The sequence below is a fragment of the Dickeya parazeae Ech586 genome, assembly GCF_000025065.1.
GTDB lineage: Bacteria > Pseudomonadota > Gammaproteobacteria > Enterobacterales > Enterobacteriaceae > Dickeya > Dickeya zeae.
This window is the reverse complement of sequence record NC_013592.1, coordinates 1,719,879-1,743,593: the sequence shown is the minus strand read 5'-3', so window position 1 is coordinate 1,743,593 and position 23,715 is coordinate 1,719,879. Positions and strand designations below refer to the sequence as shown.

General features: G+C 49.2%; 22 protein-coding genes. 16 read left to right on the top strand and 6 right to left on the bottom strand.

The features are described 5' to 3' along the window. Nucleotides 1-53: 53 nt before the first annotated feature. From DD586_RS07690 to DD586_RS07680, 3 genes are all read right to left on the bottom strand, one after another. Entirely contained in the window at nucleotides 54-1,178 is a 1,125-nt protein-coding gene (locus tag DD586_RS07690; RefSeq protein WP_041164851.1) for a DegT/DnrJ/EryC1/StrS family aminotransferase, read from the bottom strand. A gap of 121 nt (nucleotides 1,179-1,299) precedes the next feature. Continuing rightward, nucleotides 1,300-4,746 carry an O-linked N-acetylglucosamine transferase family protein gene (locus tag DD586_RS07685; protein WP_049779809.1) on the bottom strand — a complete coding sequence of 1,149 codons (3,447 nt, stop codon included), beginning with the start codon at nucleotides 4,744-4,746 and terminating at the stop codon, nucleotides 1,300-1,302. Nucleotides 4,747-4,974: 228 nt separating this feature from the next. Further along, nucleotides 4,975-5,817 carry a flagellin N-terminal helical domain-containing protein gene (locus DD586_RS07680; RefSeq protein WP_012884240.1) on the bottom strand — a complete coding sequence of 281 codons (843 nt, stop codon included), beginning with the start codon at nucleotides 5,815-5,817 and terminating at the stop codon, nucleotides 4,975-4,977. Nucleotides 5,818-6,360: 543 nt separating this feature from the next. On the opposite strand from DD586_RS07680, the gene fliD reads away from it, so the two are divergent. The 3 genes from fliD to fliT all read left to right on the top strand — a co-directional run bounded on the left by fliD (nucleotide 6,361) and on the right by fliT (nucleotide 8,686). Further along, entirely contained in the window at nucleotides 6,361-7,815 is a 1,455-nt protein-coding gene (gene fliD, locus DD586_RS07675; protein ID WP_012884239.1) for a flagellar filament capping protein FliD, read from the top strand. Nucleotides 7,816-7,913: 98 nt separating this feature from the next. After that, nucleotides 7,914-8,324, top strand: a complete 411-nt coding sequence (gene fliS / locus DD586_RS07670; protein WP_041164364.1) for a flagellar export chaperone FliS — start codon at nucleotides 7,914-7,916, stop codon at nucleotides 8,322-8,324. Beyond that, nucleotides 8,324-8,686 (top strand): flagellar protein FliT, encoded by a 363-nt coding sequence (fliT, locus tag DD586_RS07665; protein WP_012884237.1) that lies wholly within the window; start codon nucleotides 8,324-8,326, stop codon nucleotides 8,684-8,686. Before fliS ends, fliT begins: the two co-directional genes overlap by 1 nt. A gap of 306 nt (nucleotides 8,687-8,992) precedes the next feature. Here fliT and fliE read toward each other — a convergent pair whose 3' ends face one another. Then, on the bottom strand, nucleotides 8,993-9,307 hold the full coding sequence (gene fliE, locus DD586_RS07660; RefSeq protein WP_012884236.1) for a flagellar hook-basal body complex protein FliE: 315 nt from the start codon (nucleotides 9,305-9,307) through the stop codon (nucleotides 8,993-8,995). A gap of 332 nt (nucleotides 9,308-9,639) precedes the next feature. Between fliE and fliF the strand changes: the two genes are divergently transcribed. The 13 genes from fliF to fliR all read left to right on the top strand — a co-directional run bounded on the left by fliF (nucleotide 9,640) and on the right by fliR (nucleotide 20,588). After that, a complete protein-coding gene (fliF, locus tag DD586_RS07655) occupies nucleotides 9,640-11,364 on the top strand; it encodes a flagellar basal-body MS-ring/collar protein FliF (RefSeq protein WP_012884235.1) in 1,725 nt (574 codons plus the stop codon). After that, nucleotides 11,361-12,353, top strand: a complete 993-nt coding sequence (gene fliG / locus DD586_RS07650) for a flagellar motor switch protein FliG (protein ID WP_012884234.1) — start codon at nucleotides 11,361-11,363, stop codon at nucleotides 12,351-12,353. The genes fliF and fliG overlap by 4 nt, the downstream gene beginning before the upstream one ends. Then, on the top strand, nucleotides 12,328-13,089 hold the full coding sequence (fliH, locus tag DD586_RS07645; protein ID WP_012884233.1) for a flagellar assembly protein FliH: 762 nt from the start codon (nucleotides 12,328-12,330) through the stop codon (nucleotides 13,087-13,089). Before fliG ends, fliH begins: the two co-directional genes overlap by 26 nt. Then, a complete protein-coding gene (gene fliI / locus DD586_RS07640; RefSeq protein ID WP_012884232.1) occupies nucleotides 13,089-14,459 on the top strand; it encodes a flagellar protein export ATPase FliI in 1,371 nt (456 codons plus the stop codon). Before fliH ends, fliI begins: the two co-directional genes overlap by 1 nt. An 8-nt stretch (nucleotides 14,460-14,467) precedes the next feature. Further along, on the top strand, nucleotides 14,468-14,908 hold the full coding sequence (gene fliJ, locus DD586_RS07635; protein ID WP_012884231.1) for a flagellar export protein FliJ: 441 nt from the start codon (nucleotides 14,468-14,470) through the stop codon (nucleotides 14,906-14,908). Between the two features lie 2 nt (nucleotides 14,909-14,910). Next, on the top strand, nucleotides 14,911-16,245 hold the full coding sequence (locus DD586_RS07630) for a flagellar hook-length control protein FliK (RefSeq protein WP_012884230.1): 1,335 nt from the start codon (nucleotides 14,911-14,913) through the stop codon (nucleotides 16,243-16,245). Nucleotides 16,246-16,378: 133 nt separating this feature from the next. Next, the gene (gene fliL / locus DD586_RS07625) at nucleotides 16,379-16,867 is read left to right on the top strand and encodes a flagellar basal body-associated protein FliL (RefSeq protein WP_012884229.1); all 489 of its coding nucleotides are present in this window, start codon (nucleotides 16,379-16,381) and stop codon (nucleotides 16,865-16,867) included. A 5-nt stretch (nucleotides 16,868-16,872) separates the two neighbouring features. Next, entirely contained in the window at nucleotides 16,873-17,889 is a 1,017-nt protein-coding gene (gene fliM, locus DD586_RS07620) for a flagellar motor switch protein FliM (RefSeq protein WP_012884228.1), read from the top strand. Next, nucleotides 17,882-18,298: a flagellar motor switch protein FliN gene (fliN, locus tag DD586_RS07615; RefSeq protein ID WP_012884227.1), complete on the top strand. Its 417-nt coding sequence runs from the start codon at nucleotides 17,882-17,884 to the stop codon at nucleotides 18,296-18,298. Before fliM ends, fliN begins: the two co-directional genes overlap by 8 nt. Continuing rightward, a complete protein-coding gene (gene fliO / locus DD586_RS07610) occupies nucleotides 18,298-18,714 on the top strand; it encodes a flagellar biosynthetic protein FliO (protein WP_012884226.1) in 417 nt (138 codons plus the stop codon). Before fliN ends, fliO begins: the two co-directional genes overlap by 1 nt. Before the next feature lie 65 nt (nucleotides 18,715-18,779). Further along, nucleotides 18,780-19,487 carry a flagellar type III secretion system pore protein FliP gene (fliP, locus tag DD586_RS07605; protein WP_192810572.1) on the top strand — a complete coding sequence of 236 codons (708 nt, stop codon included), beginning with the start codon at nucleotides 18,780-18,782 and terminating at the stop codon, nucleotides 19,485-19,487. A gap of 46 nt (nucleotides 19,488-19,533) precedes the next feature. Further along, on the top strand, nucleotides 19,534-19,803 hold the full coding sequence (gene fliQ / locus DD586_RS07600; RefSeq protein WP_012884224.1) for a flagellar biosynthesis protein FliQ: 270 nt from the start codon (nucleotides 19,534-19,536) through the stop codon (nucleotides 19,801-19,803). A gap of 2 nt (nucleotides 19,804-19,805) precedes the next feature. Beyond that, entirely contained in the window at nucleotides 19,806-20,588 is a 783-nt protein-coding gene (gene fliR, locus DD586_RS07595; RefSeq protein ID WP_012884223.1) for a flagellar biosynthetic protein FliR, read from the top strand. Nucleotides 20,589-20,727: 139 nt separating this feature from the next. Here fliR and flgL read toward each other — a convergent pair whose 3' ends face one another. Beyond that, nucleotides 20,728-21,657: a flagellar hook-associated protein FlgL gene (flgL, locus tag DD586_RS07590; protein ID WP_012884222.1), complete on the bottom strand. Its 930-nt coding sequence runs from the start codon at nucleotides 21,655-21,657 to the stop codon at nucleotides 20,728-20,730. A gap of 38 nt (nucleotides 21,658-21,695) precedes the next feature. Beyond that, nucleotides 21,696-23,612, bottom strand: coding sequence for a flagellar hook-associated protein FlgK (gene flgK / locus DD586_RS07585; RefSeq protein ID WP_012884221.1), 1,917 nt, complete (start codon nucleotides 23,610-23,612; stop codon nucleotides 21,696-21,698). Nucleotides 23,613-23,715: the final 103 nt, after the last annotated feature.

Genomic DNA, 23,715 nt, shown 5'->3' with positions numbered 1-23,715 from the left:
CTGAGGAGATAAGCCCCCTGCTCGCGTTCAGTCGCGATAAGGAGAGCGGTTCATTAACACACGTTTTCATTCAACGTGCGTTCGATAATCTCAATGATGCGATCCTGGTCTTCAGTTTCCAGCCCTGGGTAAATAGGAAGGCACAATACTGAGTTGGCCACATTCGTCGCTACAGGCAAGTTAGCGGCACTCGCGCTGTTAATACCACGGTACATTGGGAAACTGCTGATTAACGGATAGAAATACCGGCGAGACATAATGCCCTGCGCTTTTAACGCACTATATAGCTTTTCTCGAGTATCGAATGAGCAATCATCCATAAAGAGCGGGAAATAGGCATAATTCCAGTCAATTGAGTCAGGTACGCCCAGCGTTGTTAAACCATTAATCCGGGCCAACCCGTCACGATAATAGTGATAAATGTGTTTTCTATCTTCCAGCGCCTGATCAATATATTTCAGTTGCAGTAAGCCAAACGCGGCCTGCACTTCGTTCATCTTGCCGTTAATACCGGGCGCTACAACAGTCGTTTCATCCGCAAAACCAAAATTTTTCAGATAATCAATCCGTTTCTTCATTTTCGCATCAGGGCAGATAATCGCACCGCCTTCGATGGTGTTGAATACCTTAGTTGCATGAAAACTCAGAATAGAGAGATCGCCGTAATTCAGAATACTGGTTCCCTCTTTTTTTACGCCAAAAGAGTGCGCTGCGTCATAAATCACTTTCAGACCATATACATCGGCAATTTCCTGAATTTTATCCACATCACAAGGAATACCGTAGCAATGCACAGGAAGAATAGCGGACGTAAGTGGCGTAATCGCCTCTTCGATCTTTTTAGGATCCAGATTACAGGTGACCGGATCGATATCCACAAAGACAGGCTTCAGGTTATTCCACAATAACGAATGCGATGTCGCCACAAACGAATAAGGCGTGGTGATAACCTCACCAGTGATACGCAACGCCTGCAATGCCGTCAGCAGCGCCAGCGTGCCATTGGTAAACAAGCACAGGTGCTTAACACCCAGATACTCGGCCAATACCTGCTCAAGCTGTTGGTGAAAAGGCCCACCATTTGTCAGGTACTTGTTATCCCATATCTTTTCCAGATAAGGCATAAACTCATCAAGCTGAGGCAGTAAAGGGCTCGTTACATAGATATTCTTGCTCATCATTCACCTGTCCTTGCGCTTATGTCGCCATGCATAACGCAGCGTTATCTATTTTTTATCGCTATCACTGCTCCCGCCACACCTTGCCACACAGACGAAAACAGCGGTACCTTCGTCAGTTTTATGACTCACTTTCCCAGTCAATGCTGAATGAGCTGGGCTCTTTTCCTTCGCAATAAATCTGCCATGCATTACGTATCGCATGTTCGAAATACACAGACGGAGACAGGACGGAATTCATTCTGGCGGCAATGCGTCCCCGAATACCGGCACGCACATCACTCAGTTTTTCCAACGACTGGCTCCAGTACAACGCCTTTTGGAGAAACTCGTCTTCACTCGTCGAGATAAAATCATCCAGCCCCAGAATGCGCATCGTGACACTGCCTTGTCGTGAGGCGATAGACTCCCCTTCACGGGTCAGTACAGGAACCCCCATCCAGGCCGCATGACTCACCGTCGTTCCGCCGGTATACGGATAGGTATCCAGCAGCAGATCCACTTCGCGGTGCATTCCCAAATACTCTTTCAGGCCGGTTCGCATGCGGAAAGATAGCTGCTCCTCGTTGACACCACACTCAAGCAGTCGCGTACGGAAATAATCTATTGTTTCCTGGCCCGTCATGTATCCCATGATCAGACGAGAATTCGGTATCGTCGTCAGGACCTTAGCCCATAAAGCCAGTGTTTCATCAGAAATTTTCTGCGGGCGGTTAAAACTGGCAAACGTCAGATAGCCATTCTTTAAGGCCGGAAGCTCATTCACATCTGGGCTATCCTTAACCGGCTCAAAGTATTTAACCGATGGCAAATAAATGATTTTTTCTGTCAGATACGGATCCAGTGCCCCACCCTGACGGTAATGCACATCAAGCAGAATATAATCAACCGTCTTCATTCCCGTGGTGCCGGGATAACCAATCCAGGTCATCTGGATCGGTGCAGGCTTCAGTGCTAAAACAGGCAGGCGGTTATACGCTGTATGGCCGGACAGATCGATCAGGATGTCTATCTCATCCTGATTGATGAGCATCGCCAATTCCAGATCGCCCATCTTATCGACGTTATGCCAATTGGCCGCAGTCTGTTTTAAACTTTCAGCCTTTGCATCATTACGTTGAAAACTTGAATAGGCGTAAAGAGAGAATAGATTGCGATCAAGCGAATTCCAGATAGGTTCCAGGAAGTTAGTTACCGGATGATCACCAAAATCGCCGGAAATAAAACCAATACGTAACGGGCGTTGGCTATCTTTGTTCTGTATATAACTAAAGTGCTGATGATAATTCGCAGCAGCGGCTTCAACGCGGTTACCAAATAAGACATGCTCCTGATACAACGCTTGCGGCGTCACGTCGACATCATGGGACAGCCCCAGTAACAAGTTACTGTACAGATGGAACGCCTCTGGCATCAATTCAATCGTTTTACGGTGATACTTGATGGCATCCTTACGGCCCAGATTATGGCAAACCATCCCCATATGGCTGATAAAGTTGGGGTTTTCAGGGTCTATTTGTAGTGCTTTTTCCATACAAATAAACGCCGAATCAAGGTTATGGGTAATGTTCAACAATACCGCCAACGTATCCCATGCCAGTCCTTTTCGCTTATCGCAACGCAGTACCTTTCTGGTCAGTGCCATGCCATGGTGCCATTCATTCTTTTTCCAGAAGCACACCGATAAATCGACATAGAAATCCCAGTTAAAAGGCATCAATGCGATGGCCCGGGTAATGACGCCCAGTGCACCATCAAAATCGCCGGTGCGCACATAGGTATTCACGAAGGGGTACCAGACACTCAGGTTATCTGGGTAAGTACTAATAATTTCTTCTGCTTTCGTTCTGACTTCAGCGAAATGCCCCAGCGACGTGAGACGGTCCATCTCTTCGTATACCTTGCGACTAAGCGGATTCTTATCCTGTAGTTTATTCTTTTTATGTGTCACGGGCTTTTCTGGTTCGATGAAGCCACCCGCATTCGTTTCACTGACGTACACCACCAGTGACTGAATATAGACGGCAACCTGCGTGGCATCCGCTTTTACTATCGCTTCCTGCAGGTAATCTCGCCATGCCCGTGGCGTTCCCCATACCACGCCTTTATTACGTAACGCCCAGAGTTGGCTATAAAAGGCGTTGTCGTTATCCTTAAGCGATGGGGGTAATTGCTGCAGAAAAAGTCGCTCATCACTATCGAGTGAAACCGGCTCATGCCAAAAATTGAATGCCAGGTCAGTTGTAGCAAGCCCTGGCAACCCGGTCAGCGTCTTGTGTCGGCTGTTACGATAAGGACAATTCCCTATCCGAACGTAAACACCGTCGATCCCTTTTGCAAACAAACTTCTGAGCGCATCCAGCACATCCTGCTGGTGATTATCCGTTTCTTTTTCCGGGAAACGCGTATTAAAGACCAATTGTTCCAGACTCAGGCTGGCAGGCCAAGACTCACCTAACGCATCGAGAATACTTAAAACCACTGGGTTGTCAGTACTGATGGTTTCGCCGGTACTGGAGGTGTGGGCGTTTAATATTCTATTGCCATCGGCTCTGACACGTTGGAAATTTCCAGCCCAATTGAAATCTGCAAGTTTTGCCAGATCAGGCCCGGACAGGATATCGCCTGCGCGTTCCTGCGGAACCAGTATGCTAAAACGCTGAGAACGGTTGACAGCGAAATCCAGATACTGCTGGCGCAAATAGACGGTATTTTCAGGGCAAATCGTCTCATGCAAATGCGAAACCTGATCGCCATAATGCTCCGCCAGCTCGGTGTATGCGCGAACATCCCCCACATAGGCGAAGCCAGCCTGCGTAATTTGTGAATAGAAATCAACAAAATAGCAAGGCTGATTCAGCCCTTGTAGATAGAGCAACGCGAAGTCTACATCAGACTGTTTTTCAGCTTGTTCAATGAACGATTTCAGTGCGGCATTTTGAGGGTTATCCGGCGCAGTCCCTAAAGACATGTAGGTCAACATGGCTCGGGCACTGGCATTCGCCGTCTGTTCATCGCTAGCAAGACCGCTATGAAGCTGAATAGCATCCCGTAGAATTTCGCCGGTTTTCCATCCTGGGTAAGTATTGTAGCAATAGCAGACAATGCCTTCAGTTGTCAGATGCTGATGGCAGAATCGCAGCAAAGCATCTCGCGTTTCACCGCCAATGAGACTAAACAAACCGTGGATAATAATGTAATCGAATGTCCCAGGATCGCAGGCCAGTAGAGACTCCAGGTCCAGTGCGAATAATGCAATGTTCTCCAATTCGAGCTGCTGTATCAGTCCGTTGCCTTTTTCAATTTGCTCCGCATCAAGATCGACCCCGACAGCCTGCGCCTGTGGATTTGCCAGCGCAAAAGGCAACAAATTGCCACCATCTTTACACCCAATCTCAAGTACACGCGCCTTTTCCGGCGCAGCGGACTTGATGCCGTAAAGATGTGCTGTGGCTTGCAAATGAAAGGGGGCAGTGTGAGGGATGGGAGGTGACATCGAACTCAGTGGTGCTTTACCAGTATCTTCACCCAGGTCAGTATTATTCGCTAAAGGCTGTGTATCTGGCATGGTCACAAGGCATTTCCTTCAATACTTTATGCGGAGATAAAATTGCTTCCAGTATATAAGAAAACCTTTTTCACCAATCCTCTGAGCATCAAATTATAACTTCCCTATTTCATCGCTTAAGAAGTCGATTTTTATTCTGATAATTTTATTTATCGCGATAACATCACAGAATAAAAAAAACCAACCCCGAAGGGTTGGTTTCTGAATTCATCACTGCGTAAACCGAGATTACTGCAACAGTTTCAGAACAGTCTGCGGAACCTGGTTAGCCTGAGCCAGTACTGAAGTACCAGCCTGCTGCAGAATCTGCGCACGGCTCATGTTAGATACTTCGGTCGCGTAGTCAGCATCCTGAATACGGCTACGAGCACCGCTCAGGTTGTTGATGGTGTTGCTCAGGTTGTCAATGGTAGACTGGAAGCGGTTCAGAGTCGCACCAATGTTTGCCTTAGCGGTGTTGACGGTCTGCAGAGCAGTATCAATTGCCGCAACCAGTGCAGTAGCGCCTGCAGCATTAGATACGTCGGTATTGGTAGCGGTGATACCCAGGCCACCAGCAGTTGCGTTGATCAGTGCAGAGCTACCAACAGAGATGGAGTCGTTAGAAGTGGTACCAGCACCAACCTGAATGTTGAAGCCAGTAGCGGTAACAGAACCGTCCAGCAGTTTTTTGCCGTTGAAGTTTGCGCTGGCAGCAACACGGTTGATTTCGTCAACACGACGGTTGATTTCAGTCTGGATTGCAGAACGGTCGTTAGTACCGTTGGTGTCGTTCGCTGCCTGTACGGCCAGTTCACGGATACGCTGCAAGTTGTCGTTGATGGTGTCCAGGTTACCTTCAGCGGTCTGAACCAGAGACACACCGTCGTTGGCGTTTTTGGAAGCCTGGGTCAGACCTTTGATCTGAGCAGTCATGCCGTTAACGATACCAGAGCCTGCTGCGTTGTCTTTGGCGCTGTTGATAGCCAGACCAGAGGACAGACGTTCGATAGCAGTCTGCAGGGAAGATTGAGATTTGTTCAGGTTGGACTGGGCCAACAGCGACATGCTGTTAGTATTAATGACTGCCATAATTGTATTCCTTTCATCTCTATTAATGGGGATGGGCTGTTGCCCCCGGTGTCATCACCGTCACTAACTGTATCGGCCGGGGTAAAACAACCTTTAGTTTTTTTTTGAAATTTTCACTTCCCCCTTAAAAAGTCAGGTCTGACGGCCTTTACAGCAATGTAGAACAGGGAAACGGCAGGTGAGAGAGTTGCGGCAACCACTTACTTTTTACCACTTTCATTATTTAGTTGGCCATCCAATGACTGGCGAGAATGAACGACCGACAGAGCACAATCGCTCCATTACACTCCCTCGCTGTTACCATAACCGGACAAGTCCTACGCTGTTACACCCTATTGGCTGTAACACGTCCGCCGTACATAATTGCAGCACACTCTCCCTGCATTACGTTCATAATACCGTGATAGAGTCACCAGAGTATGTTGGTGTGATGGAAATCAAGGCGATTAACGATTACGCTGAAATTTACATTACGCCCGTAAACTTTTCGGATACAGTGCCGATAAGACTGTCAGTTCACAATTTCAATGCAAGGGTATTTCTATGGCTACGACGGTTAGCAGTAACTCAGACATTATCTCTTCGATAGGTATGAACTTGGGTACCTCGGTCAGTGGTTCGTCACTCGACCTGAGTTCTCTGCTTACCAAGTTGCAAACCGTCGAAGCACAGCGTTTGACCCCCTACCAAACTAAGAGCGACTCGCTAAGCGCACAGGCAAAGGCTTATAGCGCAGTTGAAGCGTCGATGAAGAGTCTTCAGACTGCAACCACAACGCTGCAGAATATGAAGAGTATTACATCGACTGCAGTGACAAGCACTAACACGGCATTCAGTGCAAGCACAGACAGTACCGCTGTGGCCGGGACTTATAGCATTTTTGTTAATAACCTGGCTCAGGCACAGTCGCAAATCTCTGGGGCTTTTAGCAGCGCTTCAACCGCGCTGGTTTCTGGAGGTACTTCTAGCACCAGCAGTACGATTACGATATCTCAATCCAGCCAATCGACCCCACTGACCATCAGCCTGACGGATGACAAGACGTCATTGAATGATATTCGTGACGCTATTAACAATGCCGGTGGCGGCGTCAGCGCCAGTATAATGAATAACGGTACCAGCAACTACCTGATGCTGACTGCAAAAGACACCGGTACGAAGTCTGCAATGACTATCTCCGTAAGTGGTAATCTGTCCAGCTCACTGGGTAGCTTTACTGAACAGGTAGCCGCCAAAGATGCATCGTTTACACTTAACGGTATGTCAGTCACCAGCCAGAGTAATACGGTGGCTACCGCTATCACTGGTGTGACGCTCAATCTTAAAGCGGCATCAGCGACCGGTTCGTCTGCAGAAAATCTGAGCATTTCCTCAGATGCTACCGGTACACAACAAGCAATCCAGAATTGGGTCACAGCTTACAACAACGTACTGGACACAATCAAAACCCAAACTAATTACAACCCACCTTCAGCAACAGATACAAGTAATGGTACTCAGTCCGCCAGCAACGGCGCACTGGTTGGTGACAGTACCGTTCGTACCATTCAACGACAGTTACAGAGTCTGATGACCAACCTACAAACTGGTAGTGGTAGTCTGCATACCATGGCTGACCTGGGAATTACTCAGGATCCAACCAATAACGGCAAACTGCTTGTCGATAATACCAAACTGACAAATACACTCAAAACCAGCGCGGGTAGTGTAACGACATTCTTCACCGGCGACGGCTCCACTACCGGATTTGCAACCCAAGCAGGGAATTATCTGAGCAAGACGCTGGATTCAAGTGATGGATTGATCAAATCAGCTCAGGCTGGCATCAAGACAAGTCAGGCAACCGTAACTAAACAGCTTGCCAGTATTCAAGACAGTATTGATGCGACGATGAATCGTTATAAGACTCAGTTTACCCAGCTTAACACCTTGTTGTCTAAACTATCGTCAACTAGTAGTTACCTGACACAGCAGTTTAATAAAACCAGCAGCAGCTAATTAGCTCAGAGGTATCTGGCGTGCTCTATTTTGTAGCACGTCAGATAACGATAAGTATTATTTTTTATCATTATTAATCGGTTATTCAACGCATGGTCATGTATAGAAAGAGTGCCAGTCAGGCGTATGCTCAGGTAAGTGTGGAAAGCGCAGTAATGAGCGCCAACCCGCATCAGTTGATCGTTATGCTATTTGACGGGACTAAAAGTGCACTTGTCCGGGCAAGAATTCTTCTTGAGCAGAATGACGTCGTCGGCAAAGGGAATGCGCTATCTAAAGCCATTGATATCATCAGTAATGGCTTGAAGCTCGGATTAGATATGGAAAACGGCGGCGAACTGGCAGAAAACCTTGCCGACCTTTACGACTACATGGTGCGTCGATTATTGCATGCCAATATTAATAATGATTTGCAGGCAATTATGGAAGTGGAAGCTCTCCTTGATAACATTGCGGATGCATGGAAACAAATTGGGCCGGGTTATCAACCAACGACGGAAACGCGCTAATGGAAAATCTCTCTCCATTACTAACTGAGTATCAGGGGTTACTCACACTCATCCGGAATATCAAAACCATGGCCCTCAATGGATTATGGGATGATGTTGTTGAACAGGAAATTGTTTATATTCAGTCAATAGAGAGAATCAGCCAGATTACAGTCCCTGCCACTATCCCCAGCACGGTGCAATTACAGTTCCGGCAATTGCTTCAAGATATACTGGATACGGAAGCGCAAGTGAAGGAACTGCTACAAAACAGAATGCAAGAGCTAGCAGTCTTGATCCAGCAGTCTCAGAACCAAAAATCAGTCAATAATACATACGCCGAGTTTTCCAACGATATTCTTCCTGGGAAACCCCAGTCCTGATTAACACCACCGCCTTATCCACTGACGAGCCCTGACCACTCAGAACGGGCTCATCGCTATGATATTTATGACTATACCCTTCATACTTCGAGTTGCAGGTGCGTTGGCTGCTCTCACTCACCCCAGTGACTTACTTGTGTAAGCTCCTGGGGATTCGCTCGATTGCCGCCTTCCTGCAACTCGAATTATTTTAGGTACATACATTTTTCTTAAAAATCAGGGTGAATAGCCAGTGACTATTCACCCTGATACAAAAGCGTAATATATAACGCTCCTGGATTGCATCGCAAAATAATTGACTTGCGATTATATCGTCATATTCATCACTTCCTGGTAGGCTGACACCAGTTTGTTGCGCACCTGAACGCCCATCTGCAAAGCAATGGAAGCCTTCTGGTTGTCAATCATCACATCGTTCAGGGCAACCCCCGGCTTACCTAACGTAAACGCCTCGCCTTGTGCCTGAGCTTGTGTGCGCGTTTCGTTGATTTTCTCAATTGCAGCTTTCAGCTCACTGGCAAAGCCAGACTGCGACGCTGCAGTGGAATCCAGTCCACCGGCAGCTTTGGTTGCGGTAACCTGCATTTGCTGCAATACCGCATCAATACCCTGAATAGACATGCCCTATTCCTCAACTAAAGATTGAGAACATAATAAAAATCAAATAAATTATAAACATACAGAACACCAGCAAGAAAAAACCGCTGGTAACGCAGTTTATTTCACATACATCTCTTTACCGGTTTACTACGCTATCATATCCGCAAGGTAGTAAATCGTATAAATGACATTAAAAATGCCAGCTTATCGACCCATCAATTTTCGCGTTACGGAAAATAATGGCATGCCGGTAAATGTCGGTGATGAGTTTTTATGATTGCGCAATCAGGGAGTTCTGTTTTGTTACGTTACAACGTTATCCATATCGTTCAGCAACCAGGCAGAGATAGAGTATGAACGCCTTAACATCCGGAGCCGCTACCGGTGGGAAAAGCTTTGGCGAGATACTCAACCGTTTGCGTGCCAATCCTAAAATCCCTTTGTTGATCGCTGCGGCAGCAACGATTGCTATTGTTGTCGCCTTGTCATTGTGGGCTCGTGGCCCCGATTATCGTGCGCTCTATACTAATCTGAACGAGCGCGATGGTGGCAGCATTGTTTCCGAACTGGGAAAAATGAATATCCCTTACCGCTTTGCGGAAAACGGTGCAGCCATTCTGATCCCGGCAGATAAAGTCTACGAAACCCGATTGAAACTGGCCCAGCAAGGTTTGCCGAAAGGTGGTGCAGTCGGTTTTGAACTGCTCGATCAAGAAAAATTCGGTATCAGCCAGTTCAGCGAACAAATTAATTACCAGCGAGCCCTTGAAGGTGAGCTGGCAAGAACCATGGAAACGCTGGGGCCAATCCAGAGTGCTCGCGTTCACCTGGCTATTCCTAAGCCCTCATTGTTTGTACGCGAGCAGAAATCTCCCTCTGCAGCGGTTACCGTCACACTGCAACCAGGCCGTGCGCTGGATGATAGCCAAATCAACGCGATTACCTATCTCGTTTCCAGCAGCGTAGCCGGACTTCCCGCCGACAAGGTGACCGTCGTTGATCAGACAGGCAAACTGCTGACGCAAAACGATGGTTCGGGGCGCGACCTGAATGCCGCGCAGTTGAAATATGCCAACGAGGTAGAAAGTAATTACCAGCGCCGCATTGAAGCCATCCTGACACCAGTAGTTGGCGCGGGCAATGTACATGCGCAGGTCACTGCTCAAATCGATTTTGCCAATCGTGAACAGACTGATGAACAATATCAGCCGAACCAGACACCCAATCAGGCCGCGGTACGCTCTCAACAAACTAGTCAAAGCGACCAGCGTGGTGGGCCGAATGTAGGTGGTGTGCCTGGCGCGCTGTCTAATACCCCGACCCCAGCGCCGACAGCGCCTATTTCAACGCCGCCGACAAACAACGCGAATAATGCCAATAACGCTAACAATACCAATAACGCGAACAATGCTAATGCTGCGGGGAACAATACCCAAACATCAGCAAGCAATTCGGCAAACCAGACATTCAACAGCCGTCGTGATCAGACGATCAACTATGAAGTTGACCGTACTATTCGCCATACCAAACAAAGCACCGGAAGCGTCCAGCGTTTATCTGTCGCCGTAGTAGTTAACTACACACAAGGTGAAGATGGTAAGCCAGCAGCGCTCAGTGATGAACAGCTCAAGAAAATCGAAGCGTTAGTACGTGAATCCATGGGCTTCTCCAGTGACCGTGGTGACTCCGTGAACGTAGTCAACACGCCGTTCACCGTCACTGACACTTCTGCGGGTGAACTGCCCTTCTGGAAGAAACAGGCATTCTTCGATCTGCTGATTGAAGCAGGCCGCTGGCTGCTGGTACTGATTGTTGGTTGGATTATGTATCGCAAACTGGTGCGTCCGCAGTTGCAAAGACGTTCTCAGATACAACAAGCTGCCGAGGCGGCTGCTGCGCTGCGTGGTCAGGATTCGGATGTCTCCGTCACCATCAGTGCAATGGAAGAGGAAATACAGAAGAAATCCGAACAGCGGGCTCATGCCGAGATGCACAGCCAGCGTATTCGTGAGCTGGCCGAGAACGATCCTCGTGTTGTCGCACTGGTAATCCGCCACTGGATGAGTAACGAACTATGAGTCTGACAGGTACAGAAAAAAGCGCCGTCTTATTGATGACCATCGGCGAAGATCGTGCGGCGGAGGTTTTCACACACCTTTCGACGCGTGAAGTACAGCACCTCAGTGCTGCCATGGCCAATATGAAGCAGGTCTCTCAATCCGAGTTGCTGGAAGTATTGCGCGAGTTTGATCTTGAAGCCGAGCAGTATGCCGCATTGGGCGTCAATGCTGGCGAATACCTTCGTTCTGTGCTGGTTAAAGCACTGGGTGAAGAGCGTGCCTCTAGCCTGCTGGAAGACATTCTTGAAAGCAAAGAAACGTCTACTGGTATGGAAACGCTCAACTTCATGGAACCGCAAAGCGCAGCTGACCTTATTCGCGACGAACACCCGCAGATTATCGCGACCATTCTGGTGCACCTCAAACGTGCGCAGGCAGCGGATATTCTGGCGCATTTCGATGAGCGTATGCGTAACGATGTCATGTTGCGTATCGCTACCTTTGGTGGGGTGCAGCCGTCGGCACTGGCGGAATTGACCGAAGTGCTTAACGGACTGTTGGATGGTCAAAACCTCAAACGCAGTAAGATGGGTGGTGTTCGTACTGCGGCAGAAATCATCAACCTGATGAAAACGCAGCATGAAGAAGCCGTTATCGATGCGGTACGCGAATTCGATGGTGAACTGGCGCAAAAAATTATCGACGAAATGTTCCTGTTCGAAAACCTGGTGGAAGTGGACGACCGCAGTATCCAGCGTCTGCTGCAGGAAGTGGAGTCCGAGTCTTTGCTGATCGCCCTGAAAGGCGCCGAGCAGCCGCTGCGCGAGAAGTTCCTGCGCAACATGTCGCAGCGTGCGGCAGAAATTCTGCGCGACGACCTGGCAACCCGTGGCCCAGTCCGTATGTCTCAGGTGGAAAACGAACAGAAAGCCATTCTGCTTATTGTGCGTCGTCTGGCAGACAGCGGAGAAATGATTATCGGTGGTGGTGATGACGCGTTTGTCTAATTCTTCCAGTGATCTTAACTGGCAACCGTGGAAGTTGGATGACCTTTCCGCTCCTACCGCCCCCGCAGTTAAAGAGACGGCAGCACCGGCTACGCCCTCTTCCACGTCAACCCCGATGTCATCGGAAGATGATAACGGCTTTTTTGCCATGTCTGATTTTCAGCAACCGCAGGATGACCTGGCAACGTTACGTGAACAGGTACTGCAACAGGCTCGCGAAACCGGGTTTGCTGAAGGCAAGCAACAGGGGTACGCGGCAGGTTATCAGGATGGCCTCCAGGCTGGTACACAGCAGGGATTGCAAAATGCAGTTCAGCAGCAGCAGCCGGTTATTGCCCAGATGCAGCAAATGGTCAATGAGTTCCAGCAAACATTGGATTCTCTTGACAGCGTCATCGTTTCACGGCTGATGCAACTGGCTTTAACCGCCGCCAGGCAGGTCATTGGCCAATCGCCGGTTTGTGATGGCACCGCACTGATGGGGCAAATACAGCAGCTTATTCAGCAAGAACCTATGTTTAGCGGTAAACCGCAGTTGCGGGTGCACCCTTCAGATCTGGAGATGGTAGAACAGCACCTCGGACCAACCCTCAGTCTACATGGCTGGAGATTGTTGGCGGATAACCAGTTACACCCCGGTGGATGCAAAGTCAGCGCTGAAGAAGGGGATCTCGACGCGAGCATTGCCACACGCTGGCATGAACTTTGCCGACTGGCTGCGCCGGGAGAACTGTGATGACAGTGCGTCTCTCCCGTTGGCTTTCTTCCATTGATGCATTTGAAAAACGCATCACCAATACGCCTTCGATACGCCGTTACGGACGGCTGACGCGGGCAACGGGATTGGTGCTTGAAGCAACTGGCCTGCATATGCCATTAGGCTCGACCTGTTTGATTGAACGGCAAACCGGCAATCAGGTTGACGAAGTTGAAAGTGAAGTCGTCGGATTTAATGGCCAGAAAATGTTCCTGATGCCGCTTGAAGAAGTCGAAGGCATCATCCCAGGCGCTCGTGTCTACGAACGTGTTGGCCTGTCCGGCAGCAGCCAGGGCAAGCAATTACCATTGGGCCCGGCACTGTTGGGACGAGTACTGGACGGTAGTGCCAAACCGCTGGATGGTCTGCCGACGCCAGATACCGGCTATAGCGCCCCGCTGATGACAGCGCCATTTAACCCTCTCCAGCGTACGCCGATCGAACATGTATTGGATGTCGGTGTTCGGGCCATCAATGCCTTGCTGACCGTTGGTCGGGGTCAGCGCATGGGGCTTTTCGCTGGCTCCGGCGTGGGTAAAAGTGTGCTACTCGGTATGATGGCGCGCTATACTCAAGCTGATGTGATTGTCGTTGGGTTAATCGGGGAGCGTGGGCGTGAAGTCAAAGACTTCATTGAAAACATCCTCGGTACTGAAGGGCTCGCACGTTCAGTGGTGATCGCAGCTCCAGCGGACGTCTCTCCCCTGCTGCGTATGCAGGGTGCGGCTTATGCTACACGTATCGCAGAAGATTTCCGCGATCGTGGACATCATGTATTGTTAATTATGGATTCGCTGACGCGTTATGCGATGGCACAGCGTGAAATTGCGCTGGCAATCGGCGAGCCACCAGCAACCAAAGGTTATCCGCCTTCAGTTTTCGCGAAACTGCCGGCACTGGTAGAACGTGCAGGTAACGGCATTTCAGGCGGCGGTTCGATCACCGCGTTTTATACGGTGTTGACCGAAGGTGACGATCAGCAAGATCCGATTGCTGACTCTGCCCGTGCGATTCTGGACGGCCACATTGTGTTGTCCCGTCAGTTGGCAGAATCTGGGCATTATCCGGCTATTGATATTGAAGCGTCGATTAGCCGTGCTATGACAGCATTGATCGATGAGAACCATTATTCTGCGGTGAGGCAGTTCAAACAATCGTTATCCAGTTACCAACGCAATCGCGACCTGATTAATGTTGGCGCCTATGCCGCTGGTAGCGACCCGATGCTTGATCGGGCAATACAGCTGTATCCGCAAATGCAACATTTTTTGCAGCAGGGAATGTTTGAGCGCAGTTCGTTTGATGAAGCCTGTCAGGCACTCAATAACATTTTCCCGTATAATAGATAGGAGGGCGAATGAGTAGTCAATCAACCTTCGTCATGCTCCGTGATTTAGCCCAAAAGGAAGTCGATGCGGCAACAACGCATCTGGGCCAGGTACAAAAAGCCTATTCGCAGGCTGAACAGCAATTGAATATGTTGCTAGGTTACCATGATGATTACCGCCAGCGGCTCAGCGATTCAATGACCGAAGGCATGGCCAATACCGCCTGGCAGAATTACCAGCAATTTATTTTGACTCTGGAAAAAGCGATTGAGCAGCACCAGCATCAGTTATTAAATTGGTCTTCACGTTTGGATCAGGCGGTGAAAGCCTGGCAGGAAAAACAACAGCGGTTAAATGCATTTAGTACGCTGCAACAACGTGAACAAACCAAAATGCTGGCGCATGAAAATCGCCTGGAACAAAAGCGGATGGATGAGTTCGCCCAACGTGCATCAATGAGGAAAACATAATTATGAACTTGCCAGCAATGCCAACTACTACAACGATTGACGCAAGCACGACTACGCCTCAGGGGAACTCTCTACTTGCGCTGCTGGGCAAGGATCAACTGCCAGAAAATTTTGTGCAATTACTGTCTCAAAAACTCTCGGCAACGCAATCGACCAAGAAAACGGTCATCAGTGATCAGGAAACGGCTGAATTCAAGGATGCGCTCGCAAAAAGTGGTATTGAGGCAAACAGCGATGAGTTGAATGCCATTCTGAGTGCGTTGACCAAAGGAACACTGACACTGAGTGATTTGCAGTCGGGTAATTCCCTTGAGTCATTGCTGGCGAAAGCGCAGAAGAAAGACAGTGTAAAAGACGAAAAAACAGCAAATACCGACGCATTAGCCATGCAGGCATTGTTCGCTATGATTCCGGCGCAAACCTCTGCTCAGGGGAAATTGACGACTGACGGTACAGGTTCAGCGCAATCGGTATCTGATGCGCTGGATGTACTAAAAAAGGGTAAAGGCGACAACAGTGTTCTGAGCTCGTTAATCAGCTCGACAAAAAACACTGACACATCAGCACAAGGCAATTTTGCACTGAATGCATCTGCAACAGCGGCAAATACAGGCTCAACGCTGTCAGGCACCGGTGCATCCGTTACGGCTGCCCAAAATGCCGGGTTACGCGCTACTGAAAATGGCTACGACCAATCCAAAGAGGATGCTCTGTTGGTATCGCGTAAAGAGGACAGTGCCAGCAACCCGGTTGCCGCCACCTCACCCGCCGACGCAGGCACACACTCGTCATTACAAGCACTATCTACCTTGTTTGCCAGTAATGCGACGCCAACCCAACCGGCAGCACAGCATGTCACCAGCCAGATTAATGCGCCCTTGGGCACCCAACAGTGGAATGACGCACTGGGTCAGCAAGTTGTTATGTTTACCCGTAACGGGCAGCAGACAGCAGAATTGAAACTGCATCCCGAAGAGCTCGGGTCACTGCATATCACGTTGAAAATCGAAGATAATCAGGCCCAGATTCATCTGGTTTCTGGCAATAGTCAGGTACGCTCCGCACTGGAATCCGCTCTCCCCCATCTGCGCAGTGCTATGGCTGAGAATGGTATCAATCTGGGACAAAGCAGCGTAGGCTCAGACGCCAGTAGCTGGCAGCAGTCTCAGCAGCAGGTGGCAAGTAATACCAATGGGAATGGCGGTGGCAACGCGTCGTCTTACCAACAGCAATTTGGTCAACCAGATCGTACCAGCGCTGAAGCAGAAACACTGGCAGTACCAGCACAGTTGCAGTCAATGGCAACGGGGCTTAATGGCGTTGATATCTTTGCCTAATGAAAAAGTTAACGCTTTTTTTATTGTTTATTCATTGTATTGAAGCGGTGAATAGGCAGGATAATCATGATATCACGCATTTATCTCATGGCTAACATTGCCATGAGATACTGATAAATAACAGGATACATCATTGGCTACGTCTAATAAGAAAGCCCAGTCAGGTGGTAAAAAACGCTCCCTCTGGCTGATAATCTTGATTGTTATCGCCCTGGCAGCTACAGCTGGAGCGGGTGCTGGCTGGTGGTTCTTGAATCATAAAAAAACCGAGACGGCATCCAGCGAGCCGCCTCCGCCGCCGGCACCTGTATTCATGCCTTTGGATACATTCACTGTTAACCTGTTATCTCCGGATAACAACCCGGATCGGGTGTTGTACGTGGGCATAACCCTGCGATTGCCGGATGAAGCAACCCGTGCACGCCTGACGAACTATCTGCCAGAAATTCGCAGTCGTTTGATTATGCTGTTTTCCCGCCAGAGCTCATCTGTTCTGGCAACGGAACAAGGTAAACAAAAACTGGTTGAAGATATCAAGCAGGTATTAAGCCCACCGCTGGTCCCTGGACAACCTAACCAGGTCGTCAGCGATGTCCTGTTCACTGCTTTCATTTTGCGGTAATCACTATGGGTGACAGCATTCTTTCACAAGCAGAGATTGATGCTCTGCTAAACGGTGACAGTGGTGATAGCAGCGCTGATGCCAGCAGCGCCACTTCCCAAAAAGACGGGGATGTTAAGCCCTATGATCCCAATACACAGCGACGCGTTATCCGTGAGCGTCTGCAAGCATTGGAGATCATCAACGAGCGTTTCGCGCGCCAATTCCGTATGGGCTTGTTTAACCTGCTTCGTCGTAGCCCTGATATTACCGTTGGCGCTATCAAGATTCAGCCGTATCATGAGTTTGCACGTAACCTGCCGGTTCCAACCAACCTCAACCTGATACACCTGAAGCCCTTGCGCGGTACTGCGCTGTTCGTGTTTTCACCCAGTCTGGTTTTTATTGCCGTCGACAACCTGTTCGGTGGCGATGGCCGTTTTCCTACCAAGGTTGAAGGCCGAGAATTTACACACACCGAGCAGCGCGTAGTGCGTCGCATGCTGAAACTGGCTCTCGAATCCTACAGTGACGCCTGGAACGCGATTTACAAGCTCGATGTGGAGTACGTGCGTTCGGAAATGCAGGTAAAATTCACCAATATCACCACGTCGCCAAACGATATCGTGGTAACCACCCCTTTCCACCTGGAAATTGGTACGCTGACCGGTGAATTCAGCATCTGTATTCCCTTCTCCATGATTGAACCTTTACGCGAATTGCTCGCCAACCCGCCGCTGGAAAACTCGCAGCAGGAAGACCAGCACTGGCGCGAGACACTGGCAAAACAGGTGCAGCACTCAGAGTTAGAGCTGGTTGCTAACTTTGTTGATATTCCGGTTCGACTGTCAAAGGTATTAAAACTCAAGCCCGGAGATATTTTGCCGATTGATAAACCTGAACGCCTGGTAGCACATGTGGATGGCGTGCCTGTATTGACATGCCAATACGGTACGTTAGATGGTCAGTATGCCTTGCGTGTTGAACACTTGATTAACCCCATTTTAAATTCTCTGAATGACGAGGAACCGCTCAATGAGTGACATCAAGAAACCGTCCGAAGAAACGGATTCCGTGGACGATCTGTGGGCTGATGCATTTAATGAGCAGCAGTCGGCAGAAAAAGGCGCGTCGGGTAGTACTGAAAATATCTTCAAAAACTTTGATGTGCAGGATACCCAGGGGTCAATGCAGGATATCGACCTGATTTTGGATATCCCGGTTAAGTTGACCGTGGAGTTAGGGCGCACCAAAATGACGATCAAAGAGCTGCTGCGCTTGTCACAGGGCTCTGTCGTGGCACTAGACGGTTTGGCTGGTGAGCCGCTGGATATCATGATTAACGGGTATCTGATTGCTCAGGGTGAAGTAGTTGTGGTTTCCGACAAGTATGGTGTACGTATCACCGATATTATTACGCCATCAGAACGTATGCGCAGGCTAGGCCGTTAATGGCTGGCACCGCACAACAGATTACATCGACCATTCAGCAGCCACCTGTGGCTGCTGAATCCGTTATTTCTGGCGGTACGCTCTTGTCGCAAGTGGGTACCGCATTGTGCGGTGTGTTATTACTGATTTTGCTGGTTGCCTGGGCACTACGAAAACTAGGTTTTGCGCCGCAGACTAAAAACAGCAATATCATGAAAATGGTGTCGGCTTATCCGGTTGGACAACGTGAGCGCATTGTGATCGTTGAAGTTGATGACACCTGGCTTGTATTAGGGGTTACAGCCCAACAAATAACCCATTTGCATACCCTGCCTGCTCGTCCCATTAACGATGCTGCATCGGCAGAAAGCATCGCGCCAACCGATTTTCTTCAGTTTCTTAAGAAAGCGACCACGCGTCCGGAAAAAACCGAATGAGTACCCCCCAGCGTCCGATTTCACTTTCTACCTGGTTCCGCCTGCTTCGTTACCCTGCGGCCTCAATGTTATTGCTGATTGCGCCTCACGCATTGGCACAGTTGCCCAGCATTATCAGCCACCCACTGCCTAATGGTGGGCAGAGCTGGTCCTTACCCGTTCAGACCCTGATCTTCATCACTGCGCTGAGCTTTATTCCAGCCGTGTTACTGATGATGACGTGCTTTACTCGTATCATCATCGTGCTGAGCTTGCTGCGTAACGCGTTAGGTACTCCTACGGCGCCGCCTAACCAGGTTCTGCTGGGTCTCAGTCTGTTTCTGACTTTTTTTGTTATGTCTCCCGTACTGAACCGTATTTACGATGAGGCCTATCGCCCGTTCAGTGAAGACAAAATCAGCATGGAAGTCGCTATTGATAAAGGCTCGAAACCGCTGCGTGAGTTCATGCTGCGACAAACCCGGGAAGCGGATTTAGCATTGTTTACCCGTTTGGCTCAGATTCCTTCGCTGCAGGGCCCGGAAGCTGTTCCAATGCGAGTGTTAGTGCCGGCTTATGTTACCAGCGAACTGAAAACCGCCTTTCAGATCGGTTTTACGATTTTCATTCCTTTTCTGCTGATTGACCTGGTTGTCGCCAGCGTATTAATGGCACTGGGTATGATGATGGTCCCTCCAGCGACGATTTCGTTGCCGTTCAAACTGATGCTTTTCGTGTTGGTTGACGGATGGCAATTACTGCTGGGGTCGCTGGCCCAGAGTTTCTATACTTAGTTAGTGCGGATGCTGCTGTCCACCACATCATCAGAGGAATGCCTGTATGACTCCTGAATCCGTCATGGCTTTAGGCTATGAAGCAATGAAAATAGCATTGATGCTGGCAGGCCCCCCGCTTATCGCCGCGCTGGTGAGTGGTTTGATTGTCAGCATGCTTCAGGCAGCTACACAAATCAACGAAATGACCTTGTCGTTCATCCCTAAAGTGCTAACGGTATTTTTTACCCTTGTGGTAGCCGGGCCGTGGATGCTCAGCGTCATTCTTGACTACATGCGTGCAATGTTCAGCCAGTTCCCTAACATGATCGGGTAGGTATGGTTACCCTCAGCAGCATTGATATGATCGGCTGGTTTAATCAGTTTTTCTGGCCACTGGTCAGGATTCTGGCGCTGATTAGCACCGCCCCTATTTTTAGCGAACGGGCTATTACCCGCCGTGTGAAAATCGGCATAGGTGTGCTCATCACTATTGTCATTGCACCGAATATCCCGCATGCCTCGATCCCTATCTTTTCTGCAACAGGCGTATGGATGCTGTTTCAGCAAGTCGTGATCGGGGTCATGCTGGGGTTCACCATGCAACTGGCATTTGCTGCGATCCGACTGGCGGGAGAGATTATCGGCCTGCAGATGGGGCTGTCATTCGCCACGTTCTTTGACCCCAGCGGTGGCCCCAATATGCCGGTCATCGCCCGGTTCATGAACCTGCTGGCATTGTTACTTTTCCTGTCAATGAATGGGCATCTATGGCTGATTTCACTGCTGGTTGACAGTTTCCATACCATTCCCATAGGGGCGTCACCTGTCAGCGGTAATGTCTTTATGACTCTCGCAGGCGCTGGCGGAAGGATCTTCTCTAACGGGCTGATGCTTGCACTCCCGCTCATTACATTACTGCTCACCATTAACATGGCGCTTGGGTTATTGAGTCGGCTGGCGCCACAACTAACCATCTTCGCTATCGGTTTTCCTATCACCCTCTTTACTGGGATAATTACTGTAGGGTTCCTGATTTTCCTTATTTCCCCTTATGCCGAAAAACTATTTGGCGAAACCTATGATCTGCTGGCTGATTTGCTAAGCCAGTTTGCCGGATAATCCCTCGCGCGTTGGTGTACCTCGAGCTTTTTTATGCACTGCGCACAATAAAAAAAAGCATGTCATCTTATGAAGGATGACATGCCAAAAAGAATACGCCCGGTTTAAGCGTATCCAAATACTGGACCGCTATTCCATGTTATTTGTTTAGCTGGAACAGCGAGAGGCCCTGCATATCGCTAAATGCTTTATATGATGCTTGCAAGGATTGCTGTTGCATCATGTATGTGGAGATGGTTGCGACCATATCGATATCAACCAAATCACTCAATGTTTGTTTATTAGCATTGCTGCGATCAGTACCAATACTGTTCAATGTATCGACTTCCTGCAATTGAACCCCCAGGGTCGCTTGCGCCGAAGAAACATTCGTCAGCGCATTTTTGAGGCTCTGACTAGCCGCGTTAATAGAAGCCGTATTAGCAGCCTTCACAGCATCAGTTGCCCCTTCCAGCGGTGTTTCTAATGCACTAATCGCAGTATCCAGAGCGCCGAAGATATCTGCGGTGCCGCTAGCATTATTAAATACGTCAGACCCGACATGTCCAACCGTCATGACACGATCAGCATCCACCTGCTGAGAAATAGCCTGATTACCACCCACATAGCTCACTGTGCCGGCAGCATTGGTAGTAAACGGTTGGGCGTCGGTCTTATAACCACCAAAGATAAAATTACCATTACCATCGGTGCTGTTTCCCAGGTTGAGCAACTGGGCTTTCAACCCACGCAGCGACGTGGCGATAAGCTGGCGATCGTTATCATTCTTTGTACCATCAGCACTTAACAGTGTGGTACTGGCGCTGGTCAATGCAGTCGCAACGTTAGTCAGTACGGACAGCTCGCTATTCATGCCATTTTCGGCAAACGTACGCGCCAAAGAATATTGATCGTTCTGGGCCTGTGCCTGATTGACCATCACCGCTTTAGACGCCGCGATAGGGTCATCAGAAGGGTTAACCACTCGGGTATTACTAGCTAACTGTTGGCCCGTTTTGCTGAAATTTGACAGCCCGTCTGTGACGCCCTGCATACTTTGCTGAAAAATAATACTGGTACTCAGTCGCATAACTTATTTCCTTACTGATTTTATCGTCACAAACTTAGTTACCGGATCGCTAACAGGGAATCAAAGATCGTCGAAGCCGTCTGGATTACCTTGGCATTCGCCATGTAGTACTGTTGGAAACGAACAAGGTCACCGTACTCTTCGTCCAGGTTTACACCAGACACAGACTGCTGCTCGGTGGTTAACTGTGACACCACATTCTTCTGAGATGTATCAGTCACCTTAGCCGTACTCGTCTTGTTACCGATGTCCCCAACCAGACTGGCGTATGCCTGACTGATACTCGATTTGCCTTCAACGACTTTAACCGTCTGCAAATTCAGTAATGCTTTAGCATTCGTATTATCACTAACCCCACCGCCGGTAGAGGTCAACGAAGAACCAGCCGCTGCTATCTTAGAAGAATCCGAGATGACAACAGACATACCAACGACGACATCGCGTACACCTTTCACAGTAAACACGTCTTTAGCCGCTGGCGTACCGGTGATATCTAATTTCATACCATCAAAAATCAGACTAGCGGGTGTAGACCCACTGGCTGCGGCATAGGTGGCAGAAGAAGACAAATCGGCACCATCTGACAGACGGGTAATCGACCAGTTGTTGGCAGCTGGGCCAACGAATTTAACGGTGTAATCGCTCGCTTTGATGTAGTTGTTATCATTGCGCGTCAACGACGCAGCCGAGGCTGCCGCTGGAGCAGTCTGCGAAATGGAAGACTGTCCCGGTGATACTTTGAAGCTGAAGGTATCCCCCGAAGCGGCGGAGCCAGAAATATCGATAGTGAAACCATCAAACGTTAACGCCGAACCCGACAGCGTTGAACTGGCAGTGGTACCGTCAGACCGGGTAACACTCCAGGAGGTTCCGTTGTACTGCATCGAGTAGGTATCACTGAGATAGGAAGAACTCAGCTCCGCAGCAGACGTATTTTTAGCGCTTTTCAAGGTGACGGACGAACCGACGCCAAAGAAGTCCCCACCCTGGGCGTTGTTCAGGTCAAAACCGGCTTTGTGTTGCTGGTTGAAAGCATCGCTAAACGCCAACGCCATCTGACCTAATTGGTTGCGGGCGCTATCGAGCGTACTGGTGCGGAAATTAAGCAGCCCGCCGAGAGAACCACCGGTAATTGTGCTCTCCTTCACTTCGCTCACACCAGCTATGGCATCGTTATACGCAATAGTAGTACGGGTAGGATCAGTGCTGGATGTCGTCGCAACAAGCGTATTGAAGCTTTTACCTTGTACCAGTGTCAGGCCGTTTTTCAGCGAGACGTTGTACATATTGCCGTCTTGAACCGCGACATCAACGCCGACAAGCTTATTCAACGAATCAACCAGTGAATCACGCTGATCCAGCAAATCATTTGGCGCCGCGCCATTATTCGCGCCTTTCAGGCGTACAATCTGATCGTTGATATCGGCGATTTGCTGGGCATAGGTATTGATCTGCGTCACCGTGACGGAGAGCTCACCATTGATGTTGCTGTCCATATCGCGCAAATACTGGTCAGTGATTTTGAACTGATTGACCAACGCATTCGCTTTACCCAACACAGTCTGACGAACGGACGAATCACTGGAGTTACTCGTCAGGTTCTGCAAGTTTTTAAAGAAATCCTGAATAGAGGTTGACAGGCTGGATGAGCTACTCGATAGCAGGTTGTCAATCTTAGAGATTTGGTCGTAATAAGAGGTGGTCGCGCTACTGGTTGCCTGCGCTGCGCGCAACTGCTTGGCGATAAAATCGTTGTAATCACGGTTAATGCTGACAACCGTCACCCCGTTACCAATGTAACCGGCAGAGGTTGTTGTACCATTATTCTGTGCCAACAGCGCGTTTTGACGGCTATACCCTGCAACAGCCTGATTACTGATGTTGTTACTGACAGTGCTCAGTGCCGCTTGTGCTGCACTCAAACCACTCATTCCGGTGTTAATCAAATTGGACATGCTGGGTTCCTTTTACTCTTACTCATGCGCAGACAGGGCACAACCTATTGCCGGGCACAAAAAGATATCGCCGTTATAAATTAACTTGTATAGCTATCGGCAG

Excerpts from the sequence above, each read along its gene's own strand:
- DD586_RS07690 (WP_041164851.1), bottom strand. The coding sequence starts at position 1,178 with ATGAGCAAGAATATCTATGTAACGAGCCCTTTACTGCCTCAGCTTGAT.
- DD586_RS07685 (WP_049779809.1), bottom strand. The coding sequence starts at position 4,746 with ATGCCAGATACACAGCCTTTAGCGAATAATACTGACCTGGGTGAAGAT.
- DD586_RS07680 (WP_012884240.1), bottom strand. The coding sequence starts at position 5,817 with ATGGCAGTCATTAATACTAACAGCATGTCGCTGTTGGCCCAGTCCAAC.
- fliD (WP_012884239.1), top strand. The coding sequence starts at position 6,361 with ATGGCTACGACGGTTAGCAGTAACTCAGACATTATCTCTTCGATAGGT.
- fliS (WP_041164364.1), top strand. The coding sequence starts at position 7,914 with ATGTATAGAAAGAGTGCCAGTCAGGCGTATGCTCAGGTAAGTGTGGAA.
- fliT (WP_012884237.1), top strand. The coding sequence starts at position 8,324 with ATGGAAAATCTCTCTCCATTACTAACTGAGTATCAGGGGTTACTCACA.
- fliE (WP_012884236.1), bottom strand. The coding sequence starts at position 9,307 with ATGTCTATTCAGGGTATTGATGCGGTATTGCAGCAAATGCAGGTTACC.
- fliF (WP_012884235.1), top strand. The coding sequence starts at position 9,640 with ATGAACGCCTTAACATCCGGAGCCGCTACCGGTGGGAAAAGCTTTGGC.
- fliG (WP_012884234.1), top strand. The coding sequence starts at position 11,361 with ATGAGTCTGACAGGTACAGAAAAAAGCGCCGTCTTATTGATGACCATC.
- fliI (WP_012884232.1), top strand. The coding sequence starts at position 13,089 with ATGACAGTGCGTCTCTCCCGTTGGCTTTCTTCCATTGATGCATTTGAA.
- fliJ (WP_012884231.1), top strand. The coding sequence starts at position 14,468 with ATGAGTAGTCAATCAACCTTCGTCATGCTCCGTGATTTAGCCCAAAAG.
- DD586_RS07630 (WP_012884230.1), top strand. The coding sequence starts at position 14,911 with ATGAACTTGCCAGCAATGCCAACTACTACAACGATTGACGCAAGCACG.
- fliM (WP_012884228.1), top strand. The coding sequence starts at position 16,873 with ATGGGTGACAGCATTCTTTCACAAGCAGAGATTGATGCTCTGCTAAAC.
- fliN (WP_012884227.1), top strand. The coding sequence starts at position 17,882 with ATGAGTGACATCAAGAAACCGTCCGAAGAAACGGATTCCGTGGACGAT.
- fliO (WP_012884226.1), top strand. The coding sequence starts at position 18,298 with ATGGCTGGCACCGCACAACAGATTACATCGACCATTCAGCAGCCACCT.
- fliP (WP_192810572.1), top strand. The coding sequence starts at position 18,780 with ATGTTATTGCTGATTGCGCCTCACGCATTGGCACAGTTGCCCAGCATT.
- fliQ (WP_012884224.1), top strand. The coding sequence starts at position 19,534 with ATGACTCCTGAATCCGTCATGGCTTTAGGCTATGAAGCAATGAAAATA.
- fliR (WP_012884223.1), top strand. The coding sequence starts at position 19,806 with ATGGTTACCCTCAGCAGCATTGATATGATCGGCTGGTTTAATCAGTTT.
- flgL (WP_012884222.1), bottom strand. The coding sequence starts at position 21,657 with ATGCGACTGAGTACCAGTATTATTTTTCAGCAAAGTATGCAGGGCGTC.
- flgK (WP_012884221.1), bottom strand. The coding sequence starts at position 23,612 with ATGTCCAATTTGATTAACACCGGAATGAGTGGTTTGAGTGCAGCACAA.